The sequence below is a fragment of the Bacillus sp. FSL M8-0166 genome (assembly GCF_038008825.1).
GTDB lineage: Bacteria > Bacillota > Bacilli > Bacillales > Bacillaceae > Bacillus > Bacillus safensis.
In genome coordinates this window covers 320,997-345,933 of the sequence record NZ_JBBOZZ010000001.1, presented here as the reverse complement: position 1 = coordinate 345,933, position 24,937 = coordinate 320,997, and the positions used below count along the sequence as shown (strand labels likewise).

The window sequence follows — 24,937 nt, the reverse complement described above, 5'->3', positions numbered from 1 at the left end:
GACCCTCCTTTTGATCAATCAATAAATTCGAATTCAAATTCAAGCAGACGAATGATGTCGCCATCTTTTGCACCGCGCTCACGCAATGCATCATCGACACCCATTCCGCGCAGCTGTCTAGAGAATCGTTTAACGGATTCATCTCTTGAGAAGTCTGTCATCTTAAAGAGTCGCTCAAGTGCTTTACCCGTTAAGACAAACGTGCCATCAGGATCTCTTGAGATCTCAAATGGTGCATCGCCCTCATCAAATCTGTACATCACGCGGTTATCCGACAGCTCCTCTTCATTATAAAGCGGGAATTCCGGTGTTGTTTCAAGCTGATTGGCAATTTCAAATAAGAGCTCACGAAGCCCTTCTCTTGTGATCGCACTAATCGGGAACACTTTATAGTCATCCGTTAATTTTTCTTTAAATGCCGCTAGATTGTCAGCTGCATCTGGCATGTCCATTTTGTTCGCAACAATGATTTGCGGACGCTCTGTCAATCTCATATTGTATTGCTCAAGCTCTTCATTAATCGTCACGTAGTCTTCGTATGGGTCACGCCCTTCAAGTCCAGACATATCAATGACATGAACAATGACACGTGTACGCTCAATATGACGTAAAAATTGATGACCTAAGCCAACGCCTTCGTGCGCTCCTTCGATCAGTCCTGGCAGATCCGCCATAACAAAGCTTCTGTTATCGTCTGTTTCAACAACTCCGAGGTTCGGCACAAGCGTTGTAAAATGATAATCCGCAATTTTTGGTTTCGCAGAAGAGACAATCGAAAGCAGCGTTGACTTCCCGACACTTGGGAAACCAACAAGTCCAACATCTGCAAGTACTTTTAATTCTAAAATGACGTCACGTTCTTTACCTGGCTCACCGTTTTCAGACAGCTGTGGTGCAGGGTTTGCTGGTGTTGCGAAGCGTGAATTTCCACGTCCGCCACGTCCGCCTTTGGCAATCACAGCCCGCTGCCCATGCTCTGTCAAGTCAGCTAGTACTTGTTCCGTCTCTGCATCTGTCACAACCGTACCCGGCGGAACTTTGACAATCATTTCTTCTGCATTTCGGCCATGCTGGTTTTTACTCATTCCGTGCTCACCGCGGTCAGCCTTGAAATGACGCTTATAACGAAAGTCCATTAACGTTCTAAGTCCTTCGTCTACTTCAAATACAACATCTGCACCATTTCCGCCGTCGCCGCCTGCTGGGCCGCCCTTTGGTACATATTTTTCACGACGGAACGCCACCATACCGTTTCCGCCGTCACCGCCTTTAACATACACTTTAACCTGATCTACAAACATAACTTCCTCCGTTTCTCTGCATCACATATCTCGTTCTTGCCTCAAACAAAGCTCAATCATGGACTCATGAGGCGTCACATGAAATTGCGTTATACTCATACATGGATAGTTTGCGTCATGAAACGCATTTAACGCATCCAAACTTGTTAATTTTCCTTTGAAATCAAAATATAAGATCACATCATTTTCTTCATGATCTATTTGGAAAGTGACCGTTAAATGATTTTCAGTTTTTTGACAAACTGATTGATCGAATATCGAAAACAACTCCTGTGATACCGTTAGCAGCTGCGATTCATATGCTGATAAGTCTCGGGTTTCACCAAGCACTTCATATTCTAAGGTGATAAAATGCGACTCCCAATTAAATGTTAGAAAGTAATAGGCCAATTGGGGAATTTTTAAATTTGAGAGTTTGGATTCATGCTGTGCTTCAATGACCATTTCTTCTATAATTTCAAACACGCGGTCATATTTTTCTAATGTCAAGTTGCCTTTGATCAGCTGTAATTTATTCATCCAGTCGTGTCTTGAACGACTGAGCAGATAGATCAATTCATTTGTTAATGCAACGTGAGTTAATTTTTCATTTTCTTTACTTGGTATCTCTTCCATTATCGCACTCCCAATCGTTTGGTCTCTCTTTTAGGAGTCTTATCATCAATATGTCTCCCTGAATTATAACAGAGAAGACAGCATAGAAAAACACTAGTTATGTGAGGAAAGGTTGTTTTTTCTGATCGTATAGGAGAAAATGAGGCAAAGTCAGCAAACGTTCTTTGATATTTATGGAGTGCATTTTCTTTTATCATCTTCGATACTGCTTGTAAAAAGTGAAAAAAACTCCAGTCAATGACCGGAGTTTTTAGCAATTATTGTGCCGCAGGATATACGCTCACTTTTTTACGGTCACGACCGAAACGTTCGAATTTAACCGTTCCGTCGATTTTAGCGAAAAGAGTGTCGTCGCCTCCGCGTCCAACGTTTTCACCTGGATAGATTTTCGTTCCACGTTGACGATAAAGGATAGAACCACCAGTTACGAATTGACCATCAGCACGTTTAGCGCCTAAACGTTTAGACTCAGAGTCACGTCCGTTCTTTGTAGAACCTACCCCTTTTTTAGATGCGAAAAATTGAAGATCTAATCTAAGCATGAAGTTCACCTCCTATTTTTTTGTTGATATTCTCACATAATCGTGATAATCTCGTTCAATTGTCTCTAAGGAAACGACCATGCCTTCTAAAAGCAGCTGGGCTTTTTCAAAGGATACTGGATCTGTATCAGCTGGCAGTTCAAAAGAGAAATAGCCGCCTTCTTCACCAATATCGAGCAGTGGGTCCAATCCTGTCAGTGCAATAATTGAATTGACTGAGCCGAAAACAACAGCAGATACACCTGCACAAACGAGATCCTGACCTTTTTCAGCAAACTCGGCATGTCCAGTCATCTGAAAAGACGTAATGCTTTCATCTGCTGATGACCGAGTAATGGTTGCTTTGATCATATCACTCACACGCCTTAAGCGTTGATTTTTTCGATAACAACTTTAGTGTAAGGTTGACGATGACCTTGTTTCTTGTGGTTGTTTTTCTTCGGTTTGTACTTGAACACAGTAATTTTCTTACCGCGACCTTGTTTTTCAACTTTAGCCGTTACTGTTGCTCCAGCAACTGAAGGGTTACCCACTTTGACAGTGTCTCCGCCGACAAACAATACGTTTTCGAAAGTTACTGTTTCACCTGCTTCAGCAGCTAGTTTTTCAACATAAACAGTTTGACCTTCTTCAACTTTTACTTGTTTACCACCAGTTTCGATAATTGCGTACATCTCTGCACCTCCTAATAAACTCAGACTCGCCGAATACAGGGGGCCATAGGCTCTTTACACCTGCTCCGCGCGGTTGTAGCACGGGTGCTACATATCCATAACATTAAAAAATATATCAAACTAGACGCAGAATGTCAATGTATTTTCACCATTAGTACGGTAAAAGAAGCTCTTCCATTGAGGAGGTGGTTCTGCGATCTGAAAAATACGCATGGAGCAGTTCATTTTCATCAAGCTGGCTCATTTTTACGCCATCTCTTTCAATAATAATTGGATGCTTGCAGCCCCTTTGAAACCGTGCTATCACTTCGTATACTTTTTCCTCTGCACTTGCTCTCAGCGGAATCAGTTTTTCTACCTTTTGCTCTTTTTTACCGTAATACCGTTCTAGTAAAAAGCGAACCCTGACGTAATGCCGCTGCCTGTGCTCCCTCACGAGTGAATAAGCTAAAAAAGTGAGCAGCACCCAGCCATTGAATTGCAGCGGTGCAAACAAAAGTAACCCTCCTGTCAATAGGCCGAAAAAGACAAGTGAGCCTTTTATTGCTAGGGCATGTGCACGTTGGAAAGGGTAAAAAACAGATAAGAGCAAAAAGAATAATTTTCCGCCATCAAGCGGCCAAACGGGCAAAAGATTCACAAGAAAAATCGCCATATTATAAAAGGTAAACATCATAAAGACGTCGTGCGAGATAAGAGAAGCCTCCATGAAAAGCCATGCCATGAGCTGGAGTGGTACATGCTGAAGCGGCCCGCACAAAATGACCGCCAGCTCTTCTTTTAACGGACGGTTCCCATGTTCCTCTACTTCCACCGTTCCGCCAAATGGCAGTAAAAAAATCCGCCGAATGCGCCAATGATAATAGCAGGCAGCCGCTGCATGTCCAAGTTCATGGACACAGACGATCACGAGCAGACAAAGCAACGGCTTGATTTGACCTGACAGAATCGCAAACGCCATCACAATCCACAGCAGCGGATGGATGTGAATTTTCGTCAGCATGAGCAGCCATCTATTCAAAGGTCATCACCTGAATAGGATCGATAAATTGTTCATTTTGCTTAATGGCAAAGTAATACGTGCCCTTCCCTTGATCATCAAGCGAAATCTGGCCAATTTTTTCACCCTTATCGACAAAATCGTATAAGGCCACATCGGCTTTCTTTAATTGACCGTACCAGCTATAGCTGTTATCTGCATGCTGCACCACTACGGTAAGTCCTGTATCGCTTTTCTTTTTCACCTCGACCACGTAGCCTTCCTTCATACTATCAATCGCTTCAGCTGATGTCTCGACTTTGACCCCTGCTCCATTTTGAGTAAAGGATTCCTGCACTTTACCAGAGGCAGGAACAGCCAGTTCTTGATTCGCTTGTACGTCCTTTTGACCATCTTTTTTCTCGGTTAAAAAGGCCAGCGGATGTCCAACTGTTTTTTCAAACCAGCGGTGGGCAGCAGCAAATTGAAAATCTTGCTCAAAGGTCTGAGTAATCATTGGCTTCAGCTGCTGAAACGGACCTGCCTGACCTTTAAATGAAATGGCTGCAATCAACACAAGGGACGCTGATAATAAGCATTTAAGCACAAAGGTATTAGGGTTAAATAAGGGATGACGGTATTTCTTTGGCTGGTGAGTCGCCGGTTCATAGGAGGTCGAGCCAGAATGCTTTTCTTCCTCTGTCAGCATAACCCATGGCGGGATATCTTCTTTTTTCTTGAAAGCCGTCTTCTTAGGGGGAGCAGCTGACTGCTTTGTTTTGCGGCGCTGCGCGATTTTCTTTCGGTACTCGTCCACTCTTTTCATGAGATCACCCTTTACATACAAACAGTTTGTACATTTTATGTGACAACCTCATCTGATATGCAACAAAAAGACCGATTCTCATCGAATCGGTCTCAGCGGGTAGACAAACCCTCGCATTCGGTGTGAGGTCTGCGCTCCGGTGCTCACGAATGTCAAATTCGCTCCACTCCGTTACTCGCCCTTCCTAGACTGCAAAGGTTTTCTATCACGCTTAAGTGATTATGCTCTTACACCAAAAAATGCTTTCAGCTTTGCAAACATTCCCTTGTTTTCTTCTTCAAATGATTGAAGCGGTACTGATTCGCCTAGTACCCGGCGGGCAATATTGCGATATGCAATCGATACTTTATTTTTAGCATCCATGACAATTGGTTCACCATTGTTTGAAGCCTTAATCACATCATCATCATCTGCTACGATGCCAAGTAGATCAATTGATAAGTGATGTACAACTTCATCCACATCCATTGAATCGCCATTTTTCGCCATGTGTGTACGAATACGGTTGACAATCAAACGAGGCGGTTCGATATCTTCTTGTTCTAACAAACCGATGATTCGGTCCGCATCTCTCACAGCTGAGATTTCAGGCGTCGTCACGACAATGGCCTTGTCTGCACCGGATACAGCATTTTTAAAGCCTTGCTCAATTCCAGCAGGGCAGTCAATGACAACATAATCAAAGTCTTGTTTCAATGATTGAATTAATTCTTTGATCTGTTCCGGCTCTACAGCCGTTTTATCGCTTGTTTGAGCAGCAGGTAAAAGATACAAAAGATCCTCGAAACGCTTATCTTTTACAAGCGCTTGGTGAATTTTGCATCTTCCTTCTACTACATCGACTAGATCATAAATAATGCGGTTTTCCAGCCCCATCACGACATCCAGATTCCGAAGGCCGATGTCGGTATCAACTAGACACACTTTTTTCCCTTGAATTGCTAGTGCTGTGCCTAAGTTTGCAGATGTTGTTGTTTTGCCAACGCCGCCTTTTCCTGAGGTAATCACAATAGCCTCGCCCAATTTCACATTCCTCCCTCAAGCCTTGTCAGATTAGGTCTTATATGAGCCAATTGCTGCAGGCGTTCAATGATCATATTGCCATCTATATCTAAATAAGCACATTCCATTTCATTTCCATCTTCTTTTTGGTCTGGTGCACGGTTAAAAACTTGTGCGATGCGAAGCTGTGTTGGAATCATATGTGATGCCGCAATAACAGCCTGTTTGTTGCCATTACATCCAGCATGCGCCACACCTTTTAATGCGCCAAGCACAAAAATATTCCCCCCTGCGCGAATCGTTCCGCCAGGATTGACATCTCCTATTAATAAAAGATCTCCTTCGACATACAGCACCTGTCCAGAGCGTACAATTTTTGCTACAGAAGTAATTTCGGCCTCTGCTTTTAATCGTCTCGCCTCTTCAGTTGACATGACGTCACTTTCAATTGAGTGGATAACGAGATGTTCATTTTCAGACACCGCTTCGGTCAAACGTGTCTTCTGATCCTCTGTTAAATAACGAAAACCAAGCTTAATATGCACATTGACCTTATGTCCTTCTCTTCCATCTGTATATTGCTCAAGTAATAGAACCTCACGCAAGCCAGAAAGAAGGTCATCAAACGAACAGTCATCATTTAACTGTAATGTTAATCCGTTTTTTGTACCTTTTATCGTCACATATTGCTGTTTTTGAGTTTTCAAGATGCTCACCTCAACAACATACTCATTTCTCCGTAATTGGACAAACTCCTGCTTTTATTCGTCGATCAGTTCTTGTTTCACATGGGTGAAAAAGAGCCTTAGCGGCACAACAAGTATGAGAGACGCAGCAGTATTTAAAAGAATCGTTGGAATAAAGCGTTCGATGACATACGTATTAAACGGCATAATCCCTGGTTGAATTGTCGCTTGAACGCCGTATACATAAAACTCCATCACGGAAACAGCAATAATCGACAGAAAGACGACGACTAACATATTCGTTTGCAGAACTTTAAAGGCTTTTGCTAGCAAATAGCAAAGCGCCCCAAAGCCAAACATATGAACACCAAGTATGCCTGTATATGAAATATCATATAAAAGTCCAAAGATAAATCCGTAAATCACACCGTATTTTTGATTCACAAAAGCAGTCATAAAAACAAGTGCGAGTAAAATGAAATGAGGAGCTAAAATTTGATTCTCTGAAACAAATGGGAGCTTCACTAAATCAACAAAAATGCTGTCAAATACGAAGATAAACAACATGACGAAAGCAAGAAGGACACGTTTCACGAGCCTTCCTCCTTCGTCAATTCAGATGCATCTGCCGTACTTGTGCTGCGATTCACCACAATCACGCGGTCTAAATTGTTGAGTTCAGCCGCTGGTTCTACGTAAATGATCTTTGTCAGGCCGTAATGGTCTGGCTCAATTTCACTCACCTTACCAATCGTCAAGCCTTGCGGGAATACGCCCCCTGCTCCAGATGTTTCAACAAGATCTCCTTTTTTGACATCCCCATCTGCATCGGATTTTAGAATATTCATAGTCAGCATTTTTTTCTTGCTGTCATAACCGTTAATGATTCCGTTGAGTTCTTCTTTGCCCTTTTTCGCAAAAATTTTCGTTGAAATTCTATTATTTTGGTCAGTAGAGCTTAGCAACCTTACAGTCGAAGTAAAATTGTTGAGCTTATCACTTTCAATTTTCCCAATTAATGCACCACTTTCATTTGTGACCGCCATATCTTTGTCAACGCCTTGTTTTTTCCCTTTATCAATCATTACAAAGCTATCCCAAAGAGATGGGTTTCTTGCGATAACAGTTGAGAGAATTGGCGTGTAGTCACGAATAGAGTTCACATAGCCGAGCTGCTTGCGAAGCTTTTTGTTCTCATCTTCTAGTTCTTGAAGTTTCGCCTCATATTGGGTTTGTCCATCAAGTTTTTTTCGAAGACGCTCGTTTTCATCATATGTGTTCTTTAAATCTTGTACGTTCCCATAAATACCGGCAATAAATTGTGATGGTTTATGAAAGACACCTTGAAAAAAGCCTGTCGTATCCCCCACTAATTTTTCCGGCCATGAAGCACCTCTGCCGCTTTTCACTGAAAAACCAATCATGGCCACCAGTACGATGACACAGACAAGGAGCAACATTAATCTTTTATTCATAAAAAACTGCGGCATGTCTTACACCTCTTTAATTACGCCCGATTATCGATTATCTTTTGATTTTCCTTTGAACAAATGAATATGTTCTAGTGCTTTCCCTGTTCCGATTGCCACACAGTCAAGCGGGTCTTCTGCAATAATGACTGGCATTTTCGTTTCATCACTAATGACTTTGTCAAGATTACGAAGCAATGCACCGCCTCCTGTTAAAACAATTCCGCGGTCCATAATATCTGCTGCCAGCTCAGGCGGGGTTTTTTCAAGAGTCATTTTCACTGCATCGACAATTGTTTCCACCGTATCGCGAAGCGCTTTTGCAATCTCTTCTGCCGTAATAGAGATTGTTTTTGGCAGACCTGTTAAAAGGTCTCGTCCGCGAATGTCCATCTCATCATGTACATCAGGCTGCGCAGAACCAATTTCCATTTTAATCGCTTCTGACGTACGATCACCGATCATTAGGTTATACGTTTTACGGATGTAGCTGCTGATCGCATCATCCATTTCATCTCCTGCCACGCGGATTGATTGTGATGTCACAATGCCGCCAAGAGAAATAATCGCTACCTCTGTTGTACCGCCGCCAATGTCCACAACCATACTTCCTGTTGGCTCCCATACAGGCAGGTTAGCACCGATTGCCGCAGCAAATGGCTCTTCAATCGGGTATGCGTCACGTGCACCAGCTTGCCTTGTTGCATCAATAACTGCACGCTCTTCTACAGCTGTAATACCAGATGGTACACATACCATAACGTAAGGTTTACGAGCAAAAAGCCCTTTGCCTTTTAATGCTTGATTAATGTAATATTTCATCATTGTTGCTGTCGTCTCGTAATCTGCAATGACTCCGTCTTTCATTGGGCGTAATGCCACAACATTACCAGGTGTACGGCCAATCATGTTTCTAGCATCATTTCCGACTGCCACTATAGACTTCGTATCAGTTTCCAAGGCTACGACCGAAGGTTCTCTCACAACAATGCCTTTTCCTTTAATAAAAACAAGCGTATTCGCTGTTCCAAGATCTATTCCAAGGTCTTTTGTACCAATTCCAAACATATGTATGTATCTTCCTTTCTTAAACCAAAATTCCCTTAGGGAAAAACTCATAAACTCTATTATATCGTAAAACATTGAAAAAAAAAGTGTTACAAATATCCTTTTTCCTTCAAACTCACAAATTTTTGATCACCTATGACAAGATGATCAAGCAGCTGTATTCCAATCAGCTTTCCACATTCAAAAAGTCGCTGTGTGACTTCAATATCTTCCCTGCTGGGCGTCGGATCTCCAGATGGATGGTTGTGCACACATATAAATGAAGCAGCGGACCGTTTAAAGGCCTCTTTGAAAATTTCACGCGGGTGAACGATGGATGAGTTCAAACTTCCAATAAACACAGTATGTTTATGAAGAACCTGATTCTTTGTATTGAGGTATAGACATACGAAATTCTCCTGTTGTAAAAACCTCATATCTTCCATCACATAGTTTGCCCCATCCTCTGGTGTGCGGATCACATAGCGGTTGTCCGTCGTTTGATGGTGTAATCTAGTGCCGAGTTCTAAAGCAGCTAAAAGAGCGATCGCCTTCGCCTTTCCAACTCCTCGAATCTTCGACATTTCTTCAATTGAGGCTTCTCTTACAGAGCGAAGACCGCCAAATGTTTGCAGAAGTCTTGCGGAAATTTGGAGAACTGATTCCTTTTTTGTGCCTGTCCTTAAAAGAATCGCAACAAGTTCATGGTTTGACATACTGCCGGGACCATATTTCATAAATCGTTCTCTCGGCTTTTCATCTTGAGGAAAATGCTTTAGCAACATTGGGAAATCGTTCATGATGCCCACTCCTTTTAGATTCCTTCCTGTCATCAAAAAGGGGTGATTCCAAATGTTTCGAGCACTCTAACTGTTTTGGCAATAGGGAGACCTACAACGGAAAAATAATCACCATCTATTTTTTGAACAAACAGTGCGCCTCTCCCTTGAATGCCATAGCTCCCCGCTTTATCAAGCGGTTCTCCCGTTTCGATATAGCGGTCTATTTCATTTTGCGTAAGGGTCCAAAATGTCACTTCTGTCTGTTCATAAAATGTTTCTTTTCTATTCTCTGACTGAATTGTGACACCCGTCAAGACTTGATGTGTCTTTCCTGACAATAATTGAAGCATTGAGGCCGCTTCTTCCTTGTCTTTTGGTTTCCCAAGACATTTGCCATCAATTGCAACAATCGTATCTGCACCAATGATCACAGCTTCGGGATATAATGTTTGAATATCATTTGCTTTTTGTTCTGCCAACCATTGGACGTTCTCTGCAGGAGAAAAGTTTCGATTTATTTCTTCTTTTAATTGACTTGCTTGAATGTCATAAGAAAACCCTGCTAGATCAAGCAATTCTTTTCTTCTAGGTGATTGAGATGCGAGAATCAATTGGTTCATGTTTGTTCATCCTTTCAGGGTTTAGCCTAAGAAGTAAGATACCCATTCATCCTATCAAATGTACATCTTACCGACAATTTACGAAAATTCATTTTTCATGTTCCTTCATCATTATGTTGGATGCAAAAGAAAAAAACTAGTCATTTTTTGACTAGTTTGGTTTCTTAAAATATGATTTTACGTATTTAATTGATCAAGCAGTGCCTGCTGAGATTTCCACCCGTTTTCAGCAGTAGGTTCATTTAACAGCTGCACCGCTTTCAGCAAACTGCTTTTAGCTGGTGCGTCCATTGTTTTGGCATTTTCAAGCTCAGAGATCAGCTGCGTAACGTCCTTTTGATCCACATCATCCCCTGCAATGACTTTAGAGGATAATACAGATGCCTTTTCTATTAAACTAGTCAGCTCCTCCGGTACTTGAAATGAGAGCTCCTTGCCTCCCCACGCCTCAAAGTGCTGATCAATCAGCTTCTTCCCAACAGCACTTGTCATGCCCTGTTCTGTCGCAAGCCCAGCAATGACATAATAGCCGTCATCCATTGAGACCTTTTTCCCCGCATATCCGGCTTCTTTTAAACTGCCAACTAATTCATCTGCTCCTTTTTCAGAGGAAAACTTTCCAGCCTGTACGACATATGTTGAAAAACTGCCAGAGGCGCTTTTTTCATCTTTGTTCTCTTTTGATTCATCAGCAGTATCTGCTGGCGGCGCATCCCCGCCCGCTTTCATCGATGATTGATTTCCGGACGCTGAAACGCTGATATCTCCCCCTGATGGATTCTGAGTACCATCTTGGCTTAAGCTAAGTGCAAACACACCAAGGCCTGTCCCAAGAACCACTGCAAACACAATCGTTGTCATCACTCTCTTAAACGGACCGCGGTTTTTACCGAACTTCTGATCAAAGGAGCCTTTTTTCTTTTGATATGGTGTGACGACCTTTGGGTCAGAATGATAAATATGATCAGCTGCGTCATCCCACTGGAAATCTTCTTCTTTCGGTTTAGCCGGTTCTTCCTCGGAAGCAGCTGTCTCCTGTTCTGACTGCCTTTTTTCCTCCCAATTCGAAAACGTCACTTGATCATCCTCTTGGCGTTTTGGCGGCTGATGGTCATCTTCATGAAGCATTTCTTCTTTGCCATTAATATTGACTTTTAGCCCTTGTTTTTTTGCCTGCCTTTTTTTCACTGTCATTCCCCGCTTTCTGACATTGTTTGTAAGAAAGACCTTTTTGTCCAATGAATCAGCGCGAATGTAACCCGTCCTTCTTTCTGTTTCACACTTTAACATAGCGGATAAAAAAAAGAACAAGACTTTTGTCGGCAGAGAAAAAAAGTGTTCGCCAATTTTTTCAACCGGTCGACCCGGCGAACGGGAGCATGACATGAGCTCCATAGAGATACAGCCAAAAAGAAAAAGAGATCGCAGGAACAAAAGGAAATGGCTCATCTAATCGAAAAGAAAAAACCTTCGCATAGACGATTCCAGCGATACACGAGAGGAAAAGAATGAGAAGGAATGGCTTGAATCCTAAGCAAAATGCAAGCACTCCGAACAGCTTGATATCAGCTCCGCCCATGCTATTTGGCTTGAAACGATCTAAACTATAAAACAAGAGAAAGCAAAAAAGAAGCGAAGCCGCTCCTTCCCACCAAATAAGAAGAGGTTCAAGCGTGCGGTATATGACGAAAAGAGGGAAAAAGAAGAGAAACAGCTCGTTTGGCACCCTCATATAAAGGAGATCGCTCACGACAGCAATCACAAATAAACTACAAAGAATCACAAGAAAAAGGCCTTCAAACGAAACACCAGCGATTCTATACATGAGCAAAAAAAGACTGCCTGACAGCAGCTCTATCATTGGATATAGCAAAGACAGCCGAGTGCCGCAATGTTTACAATTCCCCCTCAATAATGCATACGAAACTAGCGGGATCATTTCGCGCAAGGAAAGCGGCTGTTTACAGACTGTGCAGTGAGAACGAGGAAAAAGAATAGACCGCTTAAGTGGCAGCCTTTCACCAACTAGATGAAAGAACGATCCCATGATGATGCCTGCAAGAAACACAAAAATTCCAATCATATATCGCGGCTCCTTCCGAGAATAAGATAGACCGGATTTTACCATGACCCTATTCATTGAGCACATAGCAAAAATATGATTTTGCTTCCCTTCTGCACATGAAAACAAAAAAACGCAAAAGGCATTGAAGCCATTTGCGTTTTTTTGTTACCCGATCATACGATTTCGTATATCTGAAATAAAATAAAGAGAGCCTGTCACAAGAATCACCGCTGAAGGATCATCACTTTTTTTCTGAATGAACTCAAGCACTGTACGAGGGTCATCATCATACGACTTTGCGTCTAACTGACTGCATACATAAAGCTTTTCAGCTGATTCGGCTCTTGGGAAATCAAATGAAACAAAATGGATAGAAGAACTTACAGCTTCAAGCTTTTGAATCATTTGCTTGTACGGCTTATCTTTTAAAGCACTAAAACATACATGCACCTGTTTACTAGAAAAATGAGCTAGTACGGTTTCAATTAAACGGTCGATCCCTTCTTCATTATGAGCGCCGTCTAAATACACTGAAGGCTGATCTTTGACCTTTTCAAATCTCCCAGCCCAAACTGCCTGCCGAATGCCCTCATATATTTGCTCTTCTGTCACGCTAATATAGCCTTCTTGCTCCAGCCATTCAATGAGTAAAACAGCAAGGGAAGCATTTTGCCTTTGATGCGTTCCAATTAATCCTGTTTCAAGCTGCGGATACTGCCCTCTTGATGTGCGTAACGTGAAACGTTCCCCTGTTTCTGTCGGCTGCTGCTCATCAAAGATACAAGTATCATGTAAAGAAATACATTCGGCATTCTTTTCTTTGGCTGTGTTTTGAATGACAGCAAGAGCTTCAGGCTGGTGAACTGCCGTGATCATCGGAATACCCTCTTTGATAATGCCCGCTTTTTCAGCTGCAATTTGTCCAAGTGTGTCACCTAAAATGGCCATATGATCATGACCAATCGACGTAATCGCTGTTAAGATAGGCAGAGCAATATTTGTAGAATCAAGCCTTCCGCCAAGCCCTGTTTCCAAGAGGACAAAATCTACTTGGTGTACATGAGCAAAATAAGTAAATGCACAAGCTGTAATGATTTCAAATTCTGTTGCTGCGCCAAGCTCTGTTTGATCTAATTCATCAACAAAAGGCTTAATCTCATTCACCAAACTCAGCCATTCTTCATCCTCTATAGGCGCTCCGTTCACGCTGATTCTTTCATTAAACGTTAGTATAAATGGGGAAGTGAAAGTTCCGACTGAATAGCCGGCTGCCTGTAAAACAGAACGCGTAAACGCAATGGTTGATCCTTTACCATTTGTACCTGCCACATGTACTGCTTTTATGCTTTGTTCCGGATTTCCTAGTCTGTTCATCAGCCATTTCATTCGTTCAAGACCCGGTTTTACGCCAAAGGCCAGTCTGCTATGAATCCACTCAATCGCTTCATGATAGGTTGTAAACAATGTCATCTCTCATTTCATACGAAATTTTCAAAAAAGACGACTCCATTTCATTAGGAGCCGTCTTTTTAACCTTATGCTTTCAGCTCTTCAATACGCTTTTGAACAGCTTCGCGTTTTGCGACATAATCACGTTCTTTCGCACGCTCTTCTTCTACGACACTTTCAGGCGCTTTTTTCATAAAGCCTTCATTGCCAAGCTTTTTCTGTACTCGTTCCACTTCTTTTGTCAACTTATCAAGCTCTTTTTGCAGACGAGCAATTTCTTCATCTAAGTTGATTAAGCCTTCAAGCGGCAGAATGAGTTCTGCTCCAGAAATGACAGCCGTCATCGCTTTATCACTAGCTGGGACATCTGTGCCAATTTCAAGAACACTTGGGTTCGTGAAGCGTTCAATATATGAACGATTTTTCTCTAAACGTTCCTGAACATCAGACGTAGATGCTTTAATGTAAAGCTCAACTTGTTTGCTCATTGGCGTGTTCACTTCACTGCGAATGTTACGAACAGAACGAATGAGTTCAACAAGCAGCTTCATATCAGCAGAAGCTTGTTCGTTGGAAAGCTCCGGCTTCACTTCAGGCCATGCCGCTACAGTAATGGACTCACCTTCATGCGGTAGATGCTGCCAGATTTCTTCTGTTAAGAACGGCATAAACGGATGTAGAAGTCTCATCGTTTGATCTAATACATACGCAAGGATCGAACGAGTCGTTTTCTTCGCCGCTTCGTCTTCACCATAAAGCGGAAGTTTCGCCATTTCAATGTACCAATCACAGAAATCATCCCAAATGAAGTTGTATAAATGTCTGCCCACTTCACCGAATTCATACTTGTCAGCAAGCTGTGTGACACTTTCAATTGTTTCATTTAAGCGTGTTAAAATCCATTGATCAGCAACTGATTTTTCTCCTGATAAATCAAGCTCATCATACGTTAAACCATCCATATTCATTAAAGCAAAACGGGATGCGTTCCAAATTTTGTTCGCAAAGTTCCAAGTGGATTCAACCTTTTCAAAGCTAAAGCGAAGATCCTGACCTGGTGAACTTCCAGTCGCTAAGAAATATCTTAATGAATCTGCACCGTACTTGTCGATGACCTCCATTGGATCAATTCCGTTGCCAAGCGACTTACTCATTTTACGTCCTTGTTCGTCGCGGATGAGCCCATGAATGAGGACATCTTTGAACGGTTTTTCTCCTGTGAATTCAAGACCTTGGAAGATCATACGGGACACCCAGAAGAAAATGATGTCATAGCCTGTGACAAGCAGATTGGTTGGATAGTAGCGCTTGAAGTCTTCACTGTCTGCATCTGGCCAGCCCATTGTAGAAAACGGCCAAAGCGCTGAACTAAACCATGTATCAAGCACATCGTTATCCTGTTCCCAGTTCTCAATATCTTCTGGTGCTTCAAGTCCAACGTATACTTCTTTTGTTTCTTTATGATACCAAGCCGGAATGCGGTGTCCCCACCATAGCTGACGAGAAATACACCAGTCACGGATATTTTCCATCCAATGTAAATATGTCTTCTCAAATCGGTCTGGAACAAATTGAACTTGGTCGTCCCCTTTTTGCAGATGAATGGCTTCGTCTGCCAGCGGCTGCATTTTCACAAACCATTGTGTCGATAAATACGGTTCAACGACAGCTCCACTTCGCTCACTATGACCAACTGAATGCATGTGGTCTTCAATTTTGAACAAAATGCCTTCCTCTTGTAAATCCTTCACAAGCTGTTTGCGGCATTCGAAGCGGTCCATTCCTTTGTATTGCAGGGCATTCGCATTCATTGTGCCATCTTCATTCATGACAAGAATACGCTCTAACCCATGGCGGTTTCCAAGCTCAAAGTCATTCGGGTCATGAGCAGGTGTAATTTTCACAGCACCTGAACCAAACTCCATATCGACATAGTCATCACCGACGATTGGGATTTCACGGCCTGTAATTGGTAAAACCACTGTTTTTCCAATCAAATGCTGATAGCGTTCGTCATCAGGGTGTACGGCTACGGCTGTATCCCCCAGCATAGTTTCAGGTCTTGTTGTCGCAATTTCAATTGAACCTGTTCCATCTGAAAGCGGATATCTCAAGTGATAAAACGCACCTTGAACATCCTTATAAATCACTTCAATATCAGAAAGTGCCGTTTTCGTTGCTGGATCCCAGTTAATGATGTACTCTCCGCGATAAATAAGCCCTTTTTCATACAATTGAACAAACACTTGGCGAACGGCTTTATTCAGACCTTCATCTAAAGTAAAACGTTCACGGGAGTAATCGAGGCCAAGGCCCATTTTCGCCCACTGGCTGCGAATAAAATCTGCATATTCTTCTTTCCACTTCCACGTTTCTTCTACAAATTTCTCCCGGCCAAGATCATACCGGCTTACGCCTTCTTCGCGAAGCTTCGCCTCAACTTTTGCTTGAGTCGCAATACCGGCATGGTCCATACCTGGAAGCCAAAGAACGTCATAGCCCTGCATCCGTTTCATACGTGTCACGATGTCTTGGAGTGTAGAATCCCATGCATGCCCAAGGTGCAGTTTTCCTGTCACGTTTGGTGGAGGAATGACGACTGTATATGGATCTTTCGTTTTGTCATTTTGTGCTTCGAAGAATTTCCCTTCAAGCCAGTACGTATAGCGGTCTTTTTCAATCGCATTTGGATCGTACTTTGTTGGCATTTCTTGATTATTTGTTCCCATTTGTGTAACCTCCACATTTTTTCGGCTGATGAAACATAAAAAAAAGCCTTTCCATCCTTATAAAAGGACGAAAAAGCTTTTTCGCGGTACCACCTTTTTTCACGAGACACATAAACGTGTCCCATACACTCTAAAGGATAACGGGGTTCTCCCGAATTTCTCTACTTGTTCATTCAAGAAATTAAGCTCACAGGCGACCTTCCAAACAAGTACATCCTAGGAAACCTTTCAGCTCTTGGCTTCCCTCTCTTTAGGGTCTTGCTCGTACTCTTCCTGATCCACGCTTACGATATATCACGTTCATCAGCACATACTCATCTTTTATTAATATTACTAAATGCCTTTTGTTTTCGTCAATCATCTTTTCCGCTTTTCTTCTTCTTTATACAAATTGGGCAGGCACCCTTCGCCCTTTTGCCCATATGATAATAACAAAATGAAGAAGGAGGGCGTTTGATTTGAAGAAGATCAATCCTTACACACTTCCCCCCTGGCTGAGACAAATTCGGGCAGTTGCTTCCCAAGTCGTTCTCCCGATTGCTATATTTCAAGGGTTTCGTACGATCATTTTCCCTACGACATTTGACGTCCTCATTCTAGGTATTCTTATTTTTCTCGCCTGTGCCTTTCATCTTGATTGGTTTTAAAAACACATGCTTATGTACCTGCCCATATAAAGCCAACGCAGCATAACCTCGTCATTCCGCCGATGACGAGGCACTTTGTTCTTCTTCAAGCCGTCTAGCCTGCTCAATCTCGTGAATCTTCATGACGGTCGGCTCAGAATTTTTCATCTGCCAATACGCTCTTAACAGCTGCTGGCAGCTTTCCATTTCATCCTGCCCGCCTGGTTCATAGGCTTTTACTGTATCAAACAGACCTTGCGGATAAGCAAGGTAGCTTAAGAACAAATGCAGTTCTTCCTCCCGAAGAGGGTTTCCTTTTTGATACGTATAAAACAAGGAAGTGCATTCAGGACAAGACGTGGGATAGGTTTTGAAAGTCCGAAAGTAAAAGGTCAGAAGATCATAAATGGGGGCGGCTTTTTTAGACCGCTCGAAATTGGTGAAATGTCCTGTCCCTACATCATTATACAAAAAGTGATGGATCGATAGCTGCCCATGATTTAGCACAACACGCGTTGTCTCTTTGTCTTTCATTTCTTCATGCCAATCTTCTAAACGTTCAAGCGCAAATTCACTGGCAGACATCGCCTCTGAAAAATACATAGCAGCGGCCAGCTCAAATGGCGACATATACCACGTTTGTTCTGCCCGCTCTATGAATCGTTCATACATGTCTTTCTCTGTTTCCCATTTGGTCTTGATTTGTGTGTAATGCGCTTCTATCTCTTGCGCTGTGATATCCATCATGACTTCAGTCCGCTTATGAAGTCTCGCAATCTCTTGAAATAAATATTCATGCTTATCGTCCTGCTCTTCTCTCTTTTCATTCGTCAGCCACGGCATAAGATAGTATGCATACTGGCTTTCCCGATGACTTGAGAAAAAGGAACCGCTCTTCGTCCGATAAATCGGCACAAAGGAGCGATAGCCCTTTGATTCCAGTTCAAGCATTTGTTCTGTAAATTGCATATGCCGGCTGGCTTTTACTCTTTTTAAGGCAAATACCCCCTGCTTTGTATATACTTTGATGACAGCAGGACTGACAGGTTCAATATATTCAGCCTCAAGCCCGTATTCGTATAAGACAGATTGGATTTCATCCACGTTTACTCACCACATTTTCTCGGTCAGTCATCGCTTGCTATGCATTGCTTTTTTGATATTCAGGAATATAAAGAATCTGCCCTTCCTCAAGCTCCGCATCAATCGATAATGAGTTCATGCGAAGAAGCTGCTGCACATTCAACTGATATCTCTCACAAATACGATCGACCGTATCTTCTTGCTGAACTATACATATTTTCATGCGGGAAAAATCTTCCTCCTCCTGCTTAGCGAACAGCTTTGTTAAATAAAGAGAGTTCTCACTGCCAGACGTTTCTCTTACGTCTTCTTCAAGCTCCTCTTCTTCTTGAGCTGACTCATATATTTTAGGTGCTTCCCGTTCATATAACCGCCCGAGCTGATATTCGTCATCGTGCGCTTCTTGCTCAGGCTCCACTTGATCAGCAGGTGACTCAAAAGCCGGATACGACTGTACCGTTTCTTCCTGCTCTTCAGCAGCTTCCGGATCCTTTCTCACTTCCACTTCAAAGAACGGCTCTTCCCGCTCCTCTTCTTCTAAAAGCTTTGGCGGTTCAAAAAATGGCGGTTCCTGCACCTGAGCTTCAGGAATGGATCGATAGCCAGACGCCACCGCTTCTTCTTGGTTATTAGGCTGTTCCGGCTCTTCATGTTCTTCTAATTCTTCCGGTTCTTCGGGTGCTTCCTCTTCTTCCCGCACTAGCTCTATCTCAATTTCTGCTTCCTCTTCTTCCTCTTCTTCCTCTTCTTCCCTCACCAGCTCTATCTCAATTTCTTCTTCCTCTTCTTCTTGTTCTTCCTGTACTGCCTGTTCCTCTTGCTCGGTGCGCGTGTCATGTTGGAATACAGGCTGCTTCTCATCATCCTCACGTTCTTCGCCTTGCAGCTCTTCATGTTCTTCTTGTTCCGGCTGCAAATGATAATCATAGGTCATATCGCCATAATCCTCTTCAGGACGATGGACAAATTCATACGGCTTCTCTACAGGCGCTTCAGGCGTTTCCTCGTCTAACAAGCCCTCAATGGCTAAATCAGCCTGAATGGTGAGCAAACGATTCTCTGTCAGCTGGTAATCAAACGCATCAATAAACACAAACACATCATTTAAATGACTAATTTTGTTCTTCGGAATGGTGATATCGACTGGAAATTGATGCAGAAGCTCCGCCGTTCCGTCTTCTCTGACCTTTACCTCATCAGCTTCCCTGTATGTTGGAAAGGAACTCAATTCACCCAATAGCTCCTCTTGATTTATGTTGTATTCTCCTGTTAGCTCGAGTGAACCTCTAATGGAAACATAATCATTCACTTCTTGAACGAGAATGTCAGGGTCGAGAGAAATTGACAGCAGCTCACTGACTTCCTGTCCGCTTTTGAAATAAATGGATTCTTCTACCGAAAACTGTAATCGATTGTTTTGAGACAAGTCGGTGTCCTCCTTTCATCTAATCCTTAAAAAATAAAATTAGATGTCAATACAGTTGTATGTGAGAGGAAGTGAAAATATGATTGGTTTTCTCCAATGCAAAAAAGCCGATATGTCTCCATATCGGCTTTTGTTTTATCGACGTAGTTTTTGAAAAACCTTTTCTACTGTCTCAATCGTATATTCGATGTCTTCATCTGTATGAGCTGTTGACAGGAATAGTCCTTCAAATTGAGAAGGCGGGAGGAAGATGCCGTGATCGGCCATTTCCTTGTAAAATTCAGCGAATAAAGCAAGATCAGCTGTTTTCGCTTTGTCATAATTGATCACTTCTTCATTTGTAAAGAAGAATCCGATCATGGAGCCCGCACGGTTAAATGTTAATGGAATTCCGTATGCTTTTGCCGCTTTCGAAATGCCTTCTTCTAAACGGTCACCTTTTCGTTTAAATTCTTCATAAGATTCAGGTGTCAGCTGTTTTAGGGTTTCTAAGCCTGCTGTCATCGCAAGAGGGTTACCAGATAACGTTCCTGCTTGATAAATTGGACCACTTGGCGCAATTTGTCTCATAATATCCGCTCTTCCACCATAAGCACCGACCGGAAGACCGCCTCCAATCACTTTACCAAGGCACGTCAGATCAGGTGTGATGCCAAAATAGCCTTGCGCGCAGTGATAATCCACACGGAAGCCTGTCATGACCTCATCAAAAATGAGTAATGATCCGTACTGCTCCGTGATGTCTCTCAGTCCCTGCAAGAAACCTTCTTGCGGAGGGACAACCCCCATATTTCCTGCAACCGGTTCTACAATGACACCCGCGATATCGTCTCCAAATTCTTGAAAAGCAACTTGAATGCTTTCTAAATCATTGTACGGCACTGTGATTGTGTTGCTTGCAGTCCCTTCAGGAACACCAGGACTATCTGGCAGTCCAAGCGTCGCCACTCCAGAACCCGCTTTAATGAGCAAAGAATCACCGTGGCCATGATAGCAGCCTTCAAATTTCACAATTTTATTTCTGCCTGTAAAACCGCGAGCTAGACGAAGTGCACTCATCGTCGCCTCTGTACCAGAGCTGACCATACGAATGACTTCGATGGAAGGAACCCGTTCAGATACAAGTTTAGCTAATTCATTTTCAACTAACGTAGAAGCACCGAAGCTTGTCCCATGTTCCGCTACTCGCTGAATGCTTTCAACGACACGGTCATTCGTATGTCCTAAAATAAGCGGTCCCCATGATAAGACATAATCGATGTATTCATTTCCATCAATATCATAGATCTTAGCGCCTTTGCCTCGTTCCATAAAAATCGGGTCTGTGTTGACTGATTTAAATGCACGCACAGGGCTGTTGACACCACCAGGCATTAAATGCTGTGCTTCTTCAAATGCTTGCTTTGATTTTTCATAGCTACGTCCCATTTCAACGTCCTCCTGTCTATCCGTTCTTTATTCTGAGAGCCATTTTGCTGCATCTTTTGCATGATACGTAATGATGAGTTCTGCTCCTGCACGTTTCATGCTTGTCAGCATTTCAAGAACAAGCTCCTTTTCAGAAATCCAGCCATTTTGAGCAGCGGCTTTCACCATTGCATACTCTCCGCTCACATTGTAAGCAACAACAGGGAGTGTAAATTCATTTTTAACATCACGCATAATGTCTAAGTAAGAAAGGGATGGTTTGACAATTAAGAAGTCAGCTCCCTCTTCTACATCAGATTGCGCTTCTCTTAGTGCCTCTAAACGGTTTGCAGGGTCCATTTGATATGTTTTACGATCTCCAAACTGCGGTGTACTATGTGCCGCATCACGGAACGGACCGTAAAAAGCACTTGCATATTTCACAGCATATGACATGACAGGTACATGAATAAAGCCTGCTTCATCAAGTGCCTCACGAATGGCAACAACAAATCCGTCCATCATATTTGAAGGCGCGATGATATCTGCACCTGCACGCGCTTGGCTGACAGCAGTTTTCGCTAATAGCTGAAGAGATTCATCATTTAAAATTTCTCCATCTTCAACGATTCCGCAATGTCCGTGATCTGTATATTGGCATAAGCAAGTGTCTGCAATGACCACGAGCTCTGGGAAATGCTTTTTGATTTCAAGCGTTGCTCTTTGAACAATGCCATGATCGTGATACGCCTCACTGCCTACATGATCTTTATGATCTGGCACACCAAATACAATGATCGATTTGATGCCAAGATCAACAAGCTCTTGGACTTCTTCTTTCACAAGGTCTACAGAAATGTGATATACACCTGGCATTGAAGAGACTTCTTTTCGTACATTTTCTCCCTCTACAAAAAAGATCGGGTAAATGAAATCAGATGGTCTTAAAAAGGTTTCTCTGACTAATTCTCTCATTCCTGCGCTTGTCCGCAATCTGCGGTGTCTATTAAATTTCATCAATGGTTCAACTTCCTTTCAGATAAACGGCACATCAAATCAAGCATTCCGTCTATCGTATAAGTATCTGGGGTTTCAGAAGAAATCCCGTATTGAAGCAGTGCCTCTTTTGTCAGAGGACCAATCGTCACAAAACAGGTGTCAGATGCAGCCAGCATCGCTGCATCTGCTTCCATCACATGCATAAAAGAATGAACAGTGGATGAGCTCGTAAATGTAATAAAATCAAATGATTGCTTCGTCATTGCCGATTTGAGAGCAGCAATTCCTTCCTCATCCTTGACTGTTTCATATAAAATCCATTCTTTTACCTCTATGCCGAGCGGAATGAGGGTTTCTTTCACCACATCTCGTGACAGATGCCCTTTTGCTACAAACACACGCTCTCCTGGGCGTACATGGTCAAGTAATGCATCGGCCAGCTCTTCCGCTATAAATCGTTCTGGCACCACATCCACCTTTAAGCCGTACTGCTCAAGATAGGCAGAAGTTTTCTCTCCTACAGCAGCCACTTTCAAATGGGTCAAGCTCTTATGTAAATGATGGTCTTTTATGTAATTCAGAAAAAAAGACGCACCATTCACACTCGTGAAAACAAGCCAATGGCTATTTTCTAAGTCCTTTAAAAAGGCCCGCGCTTTTTCTTTTGTGAGCGTAGGCTCAAACCGAATAAGAGAGGTTAAAACCGCATGGCCGTTCAGCGCTTCGATCTTTTGCTGAAACACGCCCGCTTGACGTTCATTTCGAGTGACAAGCACCGTCTGTCCGTGAAGCGATTTGCCTATGCTCATTGAGACAGATCCTTTTTCACCTTGTCGATCAAATCCTTTGCTCCCTTATCAGCCATCTGCTTCGCACACGCTGTTCCAATTGCCTCAGGGTCAGTGCCTGTGACGGTTTCCCGAATAATCGTGTGCCCATCAGCAGATGCAACAAGACCTGTTAGTTCAATTTCATTATGCTCATTCATCGTTGCATAGCCAGCGATCGGCACCTGACAGCTTCCATCCATTTGTTTGAGGAAAGCTCTTTCTGCGAGGACCGTTTTCTTCGTATATTCATTCGTAAATTGGGCGAGAAGCTGCAACAGCTCTTCATCATCCCCGCGGCACTCAATCGACAGTGCGCCTTGTCCAACGGCAGGAAGGCAAGTCTCAGGAGATAAAAATTCCGACACGACCTCTTTGCTCCAACCCATTCTAGACAGACCGGCAGCCGCTAGAATAATGGCATCATACTCTTCATTTTTCAGCTTTTCCAATCTCGTATCAATGTTTCCTCGAATCCATTTAATCTCAAGATCTGGTCTCTCTTGAAGAAGCTGGGCGCTGCGCCGTAAGCTGCTCGTTCCCACAATTGCGCCCTTAGGCAGTTCGCTAAGACTCAGATGATCCTTCGAAATAAGTGCATCCCGCACATCTTCACGCTCAGGAATACAGCCAATGACTAACCCTTCCGGAAGAGCAGCCGGCATATCCTTCATGCTGTGCACCGCCATATCGATATCATGATTCAGCATCGCCTGCTCGATCTCTTTAACAAACAGTCCTTTTCCGCCAACCTTAGATAAGGTCACATCTAAAATTTGATCACCCTTTGTCACAATTTCTTTTATTTCAAAAGAATAAGAAGGGTTTAGTTCAGACAGCTTTTGAATGACCCATTTTGTTTGTGTAATTGCCAGCTTACTTCGTCTAGAACCTACTTTAATTGTACGCAATACGTCTTCCTCCCGACAATGCCTTTAAGACTCATCATTATTGAAACCAATGAAAGGTTGATAAGCTACCAAGCAGAAAATAATTAATCATCAGCACAAGAAATGAAGCGACATTCCAAAATGCCACGATTTTGCCCTGCATATTTCTCACCAATCTGATATATAAGTAAAAACCATATAAAAACAGCATAATAAACGAACCAAGCACCTTTGCATCTGTCCAGTACAACGTATCATACGAAATATATGCCCAAATGATGCCAAGAATTAAACTAAGCAAGAGCATTGGCACCCCAATAATGTTTAATACGTACGCCATATGATCGAGCTTTGATAAGTCTTCAATTCTCAGAAGCCATTTTCCCCATTTTTTCTTTTTCAGCAAACGATATTGAAAGAGATAAAGCAGTGAAAACGCAAATGAAAGTGAAAAGGCACCGTAGGATAAAATCGCCATCGTAATATGAATCACGAGCAGTTCACTCGTCAGCTTCCCCGTTAGTTCTGCTGAATGGAGATCAGATGGTGTAAAGGTGTGAATCGCCATCATGGAAAAACCGATCACATTTGTAAAAAAGACAATAAATTCAACGCGCAATACCTTTGTGAGCACAAGAGAAAGTGTCACAAGCACCCACGTATAAAAATATAACCCCTCTGCTACATTCAACACAGGGAATCGGTCTGTTTCAATCATAATATAGAACATGTAGACTGTTTGCAGCAGCCAGACAATAGAAAGCAACCAGAAAGCCATTTTTCCAGCCTTCCGGTTGTGTTGAAGAAAATCTATGAAATAGAACAAGACACTTAGTGCATAGATTAAGATCGTCGCTTCATTGAGTCTCGCTACAATGGATTCCATCATCGCT

26 protein-coding genes and 2 other annotated features are annotated in these 24,937 nt (G+C 42.7%); of the genes, 1 reads left to right on the top strand and 25 read right to left on the bottom strand.

Annotated features, from left to right (window positions below):
* Nucleotides 1-14: 14 nt before the first annotated feature.
* The 18 genes from obgE to NSS92_RS01845 form a co-directional block, all read right to left on the bottom strand.
* The gene (obgE, locus tag NSS92_RS01930; protein WP_039180364.1) at nt 15-1,301 is read right to left on the bottom strand and encodes a GTPase ObgE; all 1,287 of its coding nucleotides are present in this window, start codon (nt 1,299-1,301) and stop codon (nt 15-17) included.
* Nucleotides 1,302-1,322: 21 nt separating this feature from the next.
* A complete protein-coding gene (locus NSS92_RS01925; RefSeq protein WP_267587200.1) occupies nt 1,323-1,916 on the bottom strand; it encodes a sporulation initiation phosphotransferase B in 594 nt (197 codons plus the stop codon).
* Nucleotides 1,917-2,173: 257 nt separating this feature from the next.
* Nucleotides 2,174-2,458, bottom strand: coding sequence for a 50S ribosomal protein L27 (gene rpmA, locus NSS92_RS01920; protein ID WP_003216586.1), 285 nt, complete (start codon nt 2,456-2,458; stop codon nt 2,174-2,176).
* Nucleotides 2,459-2,470: 12 nt separating this feature from the next.
* Nucleotides 2,471-2,809 (bottom strand): ribosomal-processing cysteine protease Prp, encoded by a 339-nt coding sequence (locus NSS92_RS01915; protein WP_034279847.1) that lies wholly within the window; start codon nt 2,807-2,809, stop codon nt 2,471-2,473.
* A gap of 14 nt (nt 2,810-2,823) precedes the next feature.
* Nucleotides 2,824-3,132 carry a 50S ribosomal protein L21 gene (gene rplU / locus NSS92_RS01910; protein WP_003216781.1) on the bottom strand — a complete coding sequence of 103 codons (309 nt, stop codon included), beginning with the start codon at nt 3,130-3,132 and terminating at the stop codon, nt 2,824-2,826.
* A gap of 12 nt (nt 3,133-3,144) precedes the next feature.
* Nucleotides 3,145-3,217: a sequence feature (ribosomal protein L21 leader region), on the bottom strand.
* Nucleotides 3,218-3,283: 66 nt separating this feature from the next.
* Nucleotides 3,284-4,153, bottom strand: coding sequence for a M50 family metallopeptidase (locus NSS92_RS01905; RefSeq protein WP_340866805.1), 870 nt, complete (start codon nt 4,151-4,153; stop codon nt 3,284-3,286).
* Nucleotides 4,146-4,937: a M23 family metallopeptidase gene (locus NSS92_RS01900; protein ID WP_340866804.1), complete on the bottom strand. Its 792-nt coding sequence runs from the start codon at nt 4,935-4,937 to the stop codon at nt 4,146-4,148. The genes NSS92_RS01905 and NSS92_RS01900 overlap by 8 nt, the downstream gene beginning before the upstream one ends.
* Before the next feature lie 219 nt (nt 4,938-5,156).
* Complete coding sequence (minD, locus tag NSS92_RS01895) at nt 5,157-5,960, bottom strand: septum site-determining protein MinD (protein WP_017358134.1); 804 nt, start codon at nt 5,958-5,960, stop codon at nt 5,157-5,159.
* A gap of 2 nt (nt 5,961-5,962) precedes the next feature.
* Entirely contained in the window at nt 5,963-6,646 is a 684-nt protein-coding gene (gene minC, locus NSS92_RS01890; protein WP_267587197.1) for a septum site-determining protein MinC, read from the bottom strand.
* A 54-nt stretch (nt 6,647-6,700) separates the two neighbouring features.
* Nucleotides 6,701-7,219 carry a rod shape-determining protein MreD gene (gene mreD, locus NSS92_RS01885; protein WP_061109422.1) on the bottom strand — a complete coding sequence of 173 codons (519 nt, stop codon included), beginning with the start codon at nt 7,217-7,219 and terminating at the stop codon, nt 6,701-6,703.
* Complete coding sequence (gene mreC / locus NSS92_RS01880) at nt 7,216-8,115, bottom strand: rod shape-determining protein MreC (protein WP_048239013.1); 900 nt, start codon at nt 8,113-8,115, stop codon at nt 7,216-7,218. Before mreC ends, mreD begins: the two co-directional genes overlap by 4 nt.
* Before the next feature lie 27 nt (nt 8,116-8,142).
* Nucleotides 8,143-9,162: a rod shape-determining protein gene (locus NSS92_RS01875; RefSeq protein ID WP_007501538.1), complete on the bottom strand. Its 1,020-nt coding sequence runs from the start codon at nt 9,160-9,162 to the stop codon at nt 8,143-8,145.
* A gap of 89 nt (nt 9,163-9,251) precedes the next feature.
* The gene (radC, locus tag NSS92_RS01870; protein ID WP_267587548.1) at nt 9,252-9,926 is read right to left on the bottom strand and encodes a RadC family protein; all 675 of its coding nucleotides are present in this window, start codon (nt 9,924-9,926) and stop codon (nt 9,252-9,254) included.
* Between the two features lie 47 nt (nt 9,927-9,973).
* Nucleotides 9,974-10,543, bottom strand: coding sequence for a Maf family protein (locus NSS92_RS01865; RefSeq protein ID WP_340866803.1), 570 nt, complete (start codon nt 10,541-10,543; stop codon nt 9,974-9,976).
* 177 nt (nt 10,544-10,720) lie between these two features.
* Nucleotides 10,721-11,737, bottom strand: a complete 1,017-nt coding sequence (locus NSS92_RS01860) for an SPOR domain-containing protein (protein WP_267587195.1) — start codon at nt 11,735-11,737, stop codon at nt 10,721-10,723.
* Between the two features lie 157 nt (nt 11,738-11,894).
* Nucleotides 11,895-12,626: a prepilin peptidase gene (locus NSS92_RS01855; RefSeq protein WP_340866802.1), complete on the bottom strand. Its 732-nt coding sequence runs from the start codon at nt 12,624-12,626 to the stop codon at nt 11,895-11,897.
* 147 nt (nt 12,627-12,773) lie between these two features.
* Nucleotides 12,774-14,078 carry a bifunctional folylpolyglutamate synthase/dihydrofolate synthase gene (locus tag NSS92_RS01850; RefSeq protein WP_340866801.1) on the bottom strand — a complete coding sequence of 435 codons (1,305 nt, stop codon included), beginning with the start codon at nt 14,076-14,078 and terminating at the stop codon, nt 12,774-12,776.
* A 65-nt stretch (nt 14,079-14,143) separates the two neighbouring features.
* The gene (locus NSS92_RS01845) at nt 14,144-16,786 is read right to left on the bottom strand and encodes a valine--tRNA ligase (protein ID WP_025092445.1); all 2,643 of its coding nucleotides are present in this window, start codon (nt 16,784-16,786) and stop codon (nt 14,144-14,146) included.
* A 60-nt stretch (nt 16,787-16,846) separates the two neighbouring features.
* Nucleotides 16,847-17,076, bottom strand: a binding site (T-box leader).
* A 168-nt stretch (nt 17,077-17,244) separates the two neighbouring features.
* On the opposite strand from NSS92_RS01845, the gene NSS92_RS01840 reads away from it, so the two are divergent.
* Nucleotides 17,245-17,433, top strand: a complete 189-nt coding sequence (locus NSS92_RS01840; RefSeq protein ID WP_003216497.1) for a hypothetical protein — start codon at nt 17,245-17,247, stop codon at nt 17,431-17,433.
* A 51-nt stretch (nt 17,434-17,484) separates the two neighbouring features.
* On the opposite strand, the gene ysxE is transcribed toward NSS92_RS01840, so the two are convergent.
* The 7 genes from ysxE to NSS92_RS01805 all read right to left on the bottom strand — a co-directional run bounded on the left by ysxE (nt 17,485) and on the right by NSS92_RS01805 (nt 24,933).
* The gene (gene ysxE, locus NSS92_RS01835) at nt 17,485-18,516 is read right to left on the bottom strand and encodes a spore coat protein YsxE (RefSeq protein ID WP_267587191.1); all 1,032 of its coding nucleotides are present in this window, start codon (nt 18,514-18,516) and stop codon (nt 17,485-17,487) included.
* A 37-nt stretch (nt 18,517-18,553) separates the two neighbouring features.
* Nucleotides 18,554-19,921, bottom strand: a complete 1,368-nt coding sequence (locus NSS92_RS01830) for a LysM peptidoglycan-binding domain-containing protein (RefSeq protein WP_340866800.1) — start codon at nt 19,919-19,921, stop codon at nt 18,554-18,556.
* A 135-nt stretch (nt 19,922-20,056) separates the two neighbouring features.
* Nucleotides 20,057-21,349, bottom strand: a complete 1,293-nt coding sequence (gene hemL / locus NSS92_RS01825; protein ID WP_058838326.1) for a glutamate-1-semialdehyde 2,1-aminomutase — start codon at nt 21,347-21,349, stop codon at nt 20,057-20,059.
* A 27-nt stretch (nt 21,350-21,376) separates the two neighbouring features.
* The gene (gene hemB / locus NSS92_RS01820) at nt 21,377-22,345 is read right to left on the bottom strand and encodes a porphobilinogen synthase (RefSeq protein WP_029706177.1); all 969 of its coding nucleotides are present in this window, start codon (nt 22,343-22,345) and stop codon (nt 21,377-21,379) included.
* Nucleotides 22,345-23,136: a uroporphyrinogen-III synthase gene (locus tag NSS92_RS01815; protein ID WP_340866799.1), complete on the bottom strand. Its 792-nt coding sequence runs from the start codon at nt 23,134-23,136 to the stop codon at nt 22,345-22,347. Before NSS92_RS01815 ends, hemB begins: the two co-directional genes overlap by 1 nt.
* The gene (gene hemC / locus NSS92_RS01810; protein WP_034279812.1) at nt 23,133-24,065 is read right to left on the bottom strand and encodes a hydroxymethylbilane synthase; all 933 of its coding nucleotides are present in this window, start codon (nt 24,063-24,065) and stop codon (nt 23,133-23,135) included. Before hemC ends, NSS92_RS01815 begins: the two co-directional genes overlap by 4 nt.
* 37 nt (nt 24,066-24,102) lie before the next feature.
* On the bottom strand, nt 24,103-24,933 hold the full coding sequence (locus tag NSS92_RS01805; RefSeq protein ID WP_267587187.1) for a cytochrome c biogenesis protein: 831 nt from the start codon (nt 24,931-24,933) through the stop codon (nt 24,103-24,105).
* Nucleotides 24,934-24,937: the final 4 nt, after the last annotated feature.

Bases quoted from the DNA above. Each gene is read 5' to 3' on its own strand.
- obgE (WP_039180364.1), bottom strand. From the start codon at position 1,301: ATGTTTGTAGATCAGGTTAAAGTGTATGTTAAAGGCGGTGACGGCGGA.
- NSS92_RS01925 (WP_267587200.1), bottom strand. From the start codon at position 1,916: ATGGAAGAGATACCAAGTAAAGAAAATGAAAAATTAACTCACGTTGCA.
- rpmA (WP_003216586.1), bottom strand. From the start codon at position 2,458: ATGCTTAGATTAGATCTTCAATTTTTCGCATCTAAAAAAGGGGTAGGT.
- NSS92_RS01915 (WP_034279847.1), bottom strand. From the start codon at position 2,809: ATGATCAAAGCAACCATTACTCGGTCATCAGCAGATGAAAGCATTACG.
- rplU (WP_003216781.1), bottom strand. From the start codon at position 3,132: ATGTACGCAATTATCGAAACTGGTGGTAAACAAGTAAAAGTTGAAGAA.
- NSS92_RS01900 (WP_340866804.1), bottom strand. From the start codon at position 4,937: ATGAAAAGAGTGGACGAGTACCGAAAGAAAATCGCGCAGCGCCGCAAA.
- mreC (WP_048239013.1), bottom strand. From the start codon at position 8,115: ATGCCGCAGTTTTTTATGAATAAAAGATTAATGTTGCTCCTTGTCTGT.
- NSS92_RS01875 (WP_007501538.1), bottom strand. From the start codon at position 9,162: ATGTTTGGAATTGGTACAAAAGACCTTGGAATAGATCTTGGAACAGCG.
- radC (WP_267587548.1), bottom strand. From the start codon at position 9,926: ATGTTGCTAAAGCATTTTCCTCAAGATGAAAAGCCGAGAGAACGATTT.
- NSS92_RS01865 (WP_340866803.1), bottom strand. From the start codon at position 10,543: ATGAACCAATTGATTCTCGCATCTCAATCACCTAGAAGAAAAGAATTG.
- NSS92_RS01860 (WP_267587195.1), bottom strand. From the start codon at position 11,737: ATGACAGTGAAAAAAAGGCAGGCAAAAAAACAAGGGCTAAAAGTCAAT.
- NSS92_RS01855 (WP_340866802.1), bottom strand. From the start codon at position 12,626: ATGATTGGAATTTTTGTGTTTCTTGCAGGCATCATCATGGGATCGTTC.
- NSS92_RS01850 (WP_340866801.1), bottom strand. From the start codon at position 14,078: ATGACATTGTTTACAACCTATCATGAAGCGATTGAGTGGATTCATAGC.
- NSS92_RS01845 (WP_025092445.1), bottom strand. From the start codon at position 16,786: ATGGGAACAAATAATCAAGAAATGCCAACAAAGTACGATCCAAATGCG.
- hemL (WP_058838326.1), bottom strand. From the start codon at position 21,349: ATGGGACGTAGCTATGAAAAATCAAAGCAAGCATTTGAAGAAGCACAG.
- hemB (WP_029706177.1), bottom strand. From the start codon at position 22,345: ATGAAATTTAATAGACACCGCAGATTGCGGACAAGCGCAGGAATGAGA.
- NSS92_RS01815 (WP_340866799.1), bottom strand. From the start codon at position 23,136: ATGAGCATAGGCAAATCGCTTCACGGACAGACGGTGCTTGTCACTCGA.
- NSS92_RS01805 (WP_267587187.1), bottom strand. From the start codon at position 24,933: ATGATGGAATCCATTGTAGCGAGACTCAATGAAGCGACGATCTTAATC.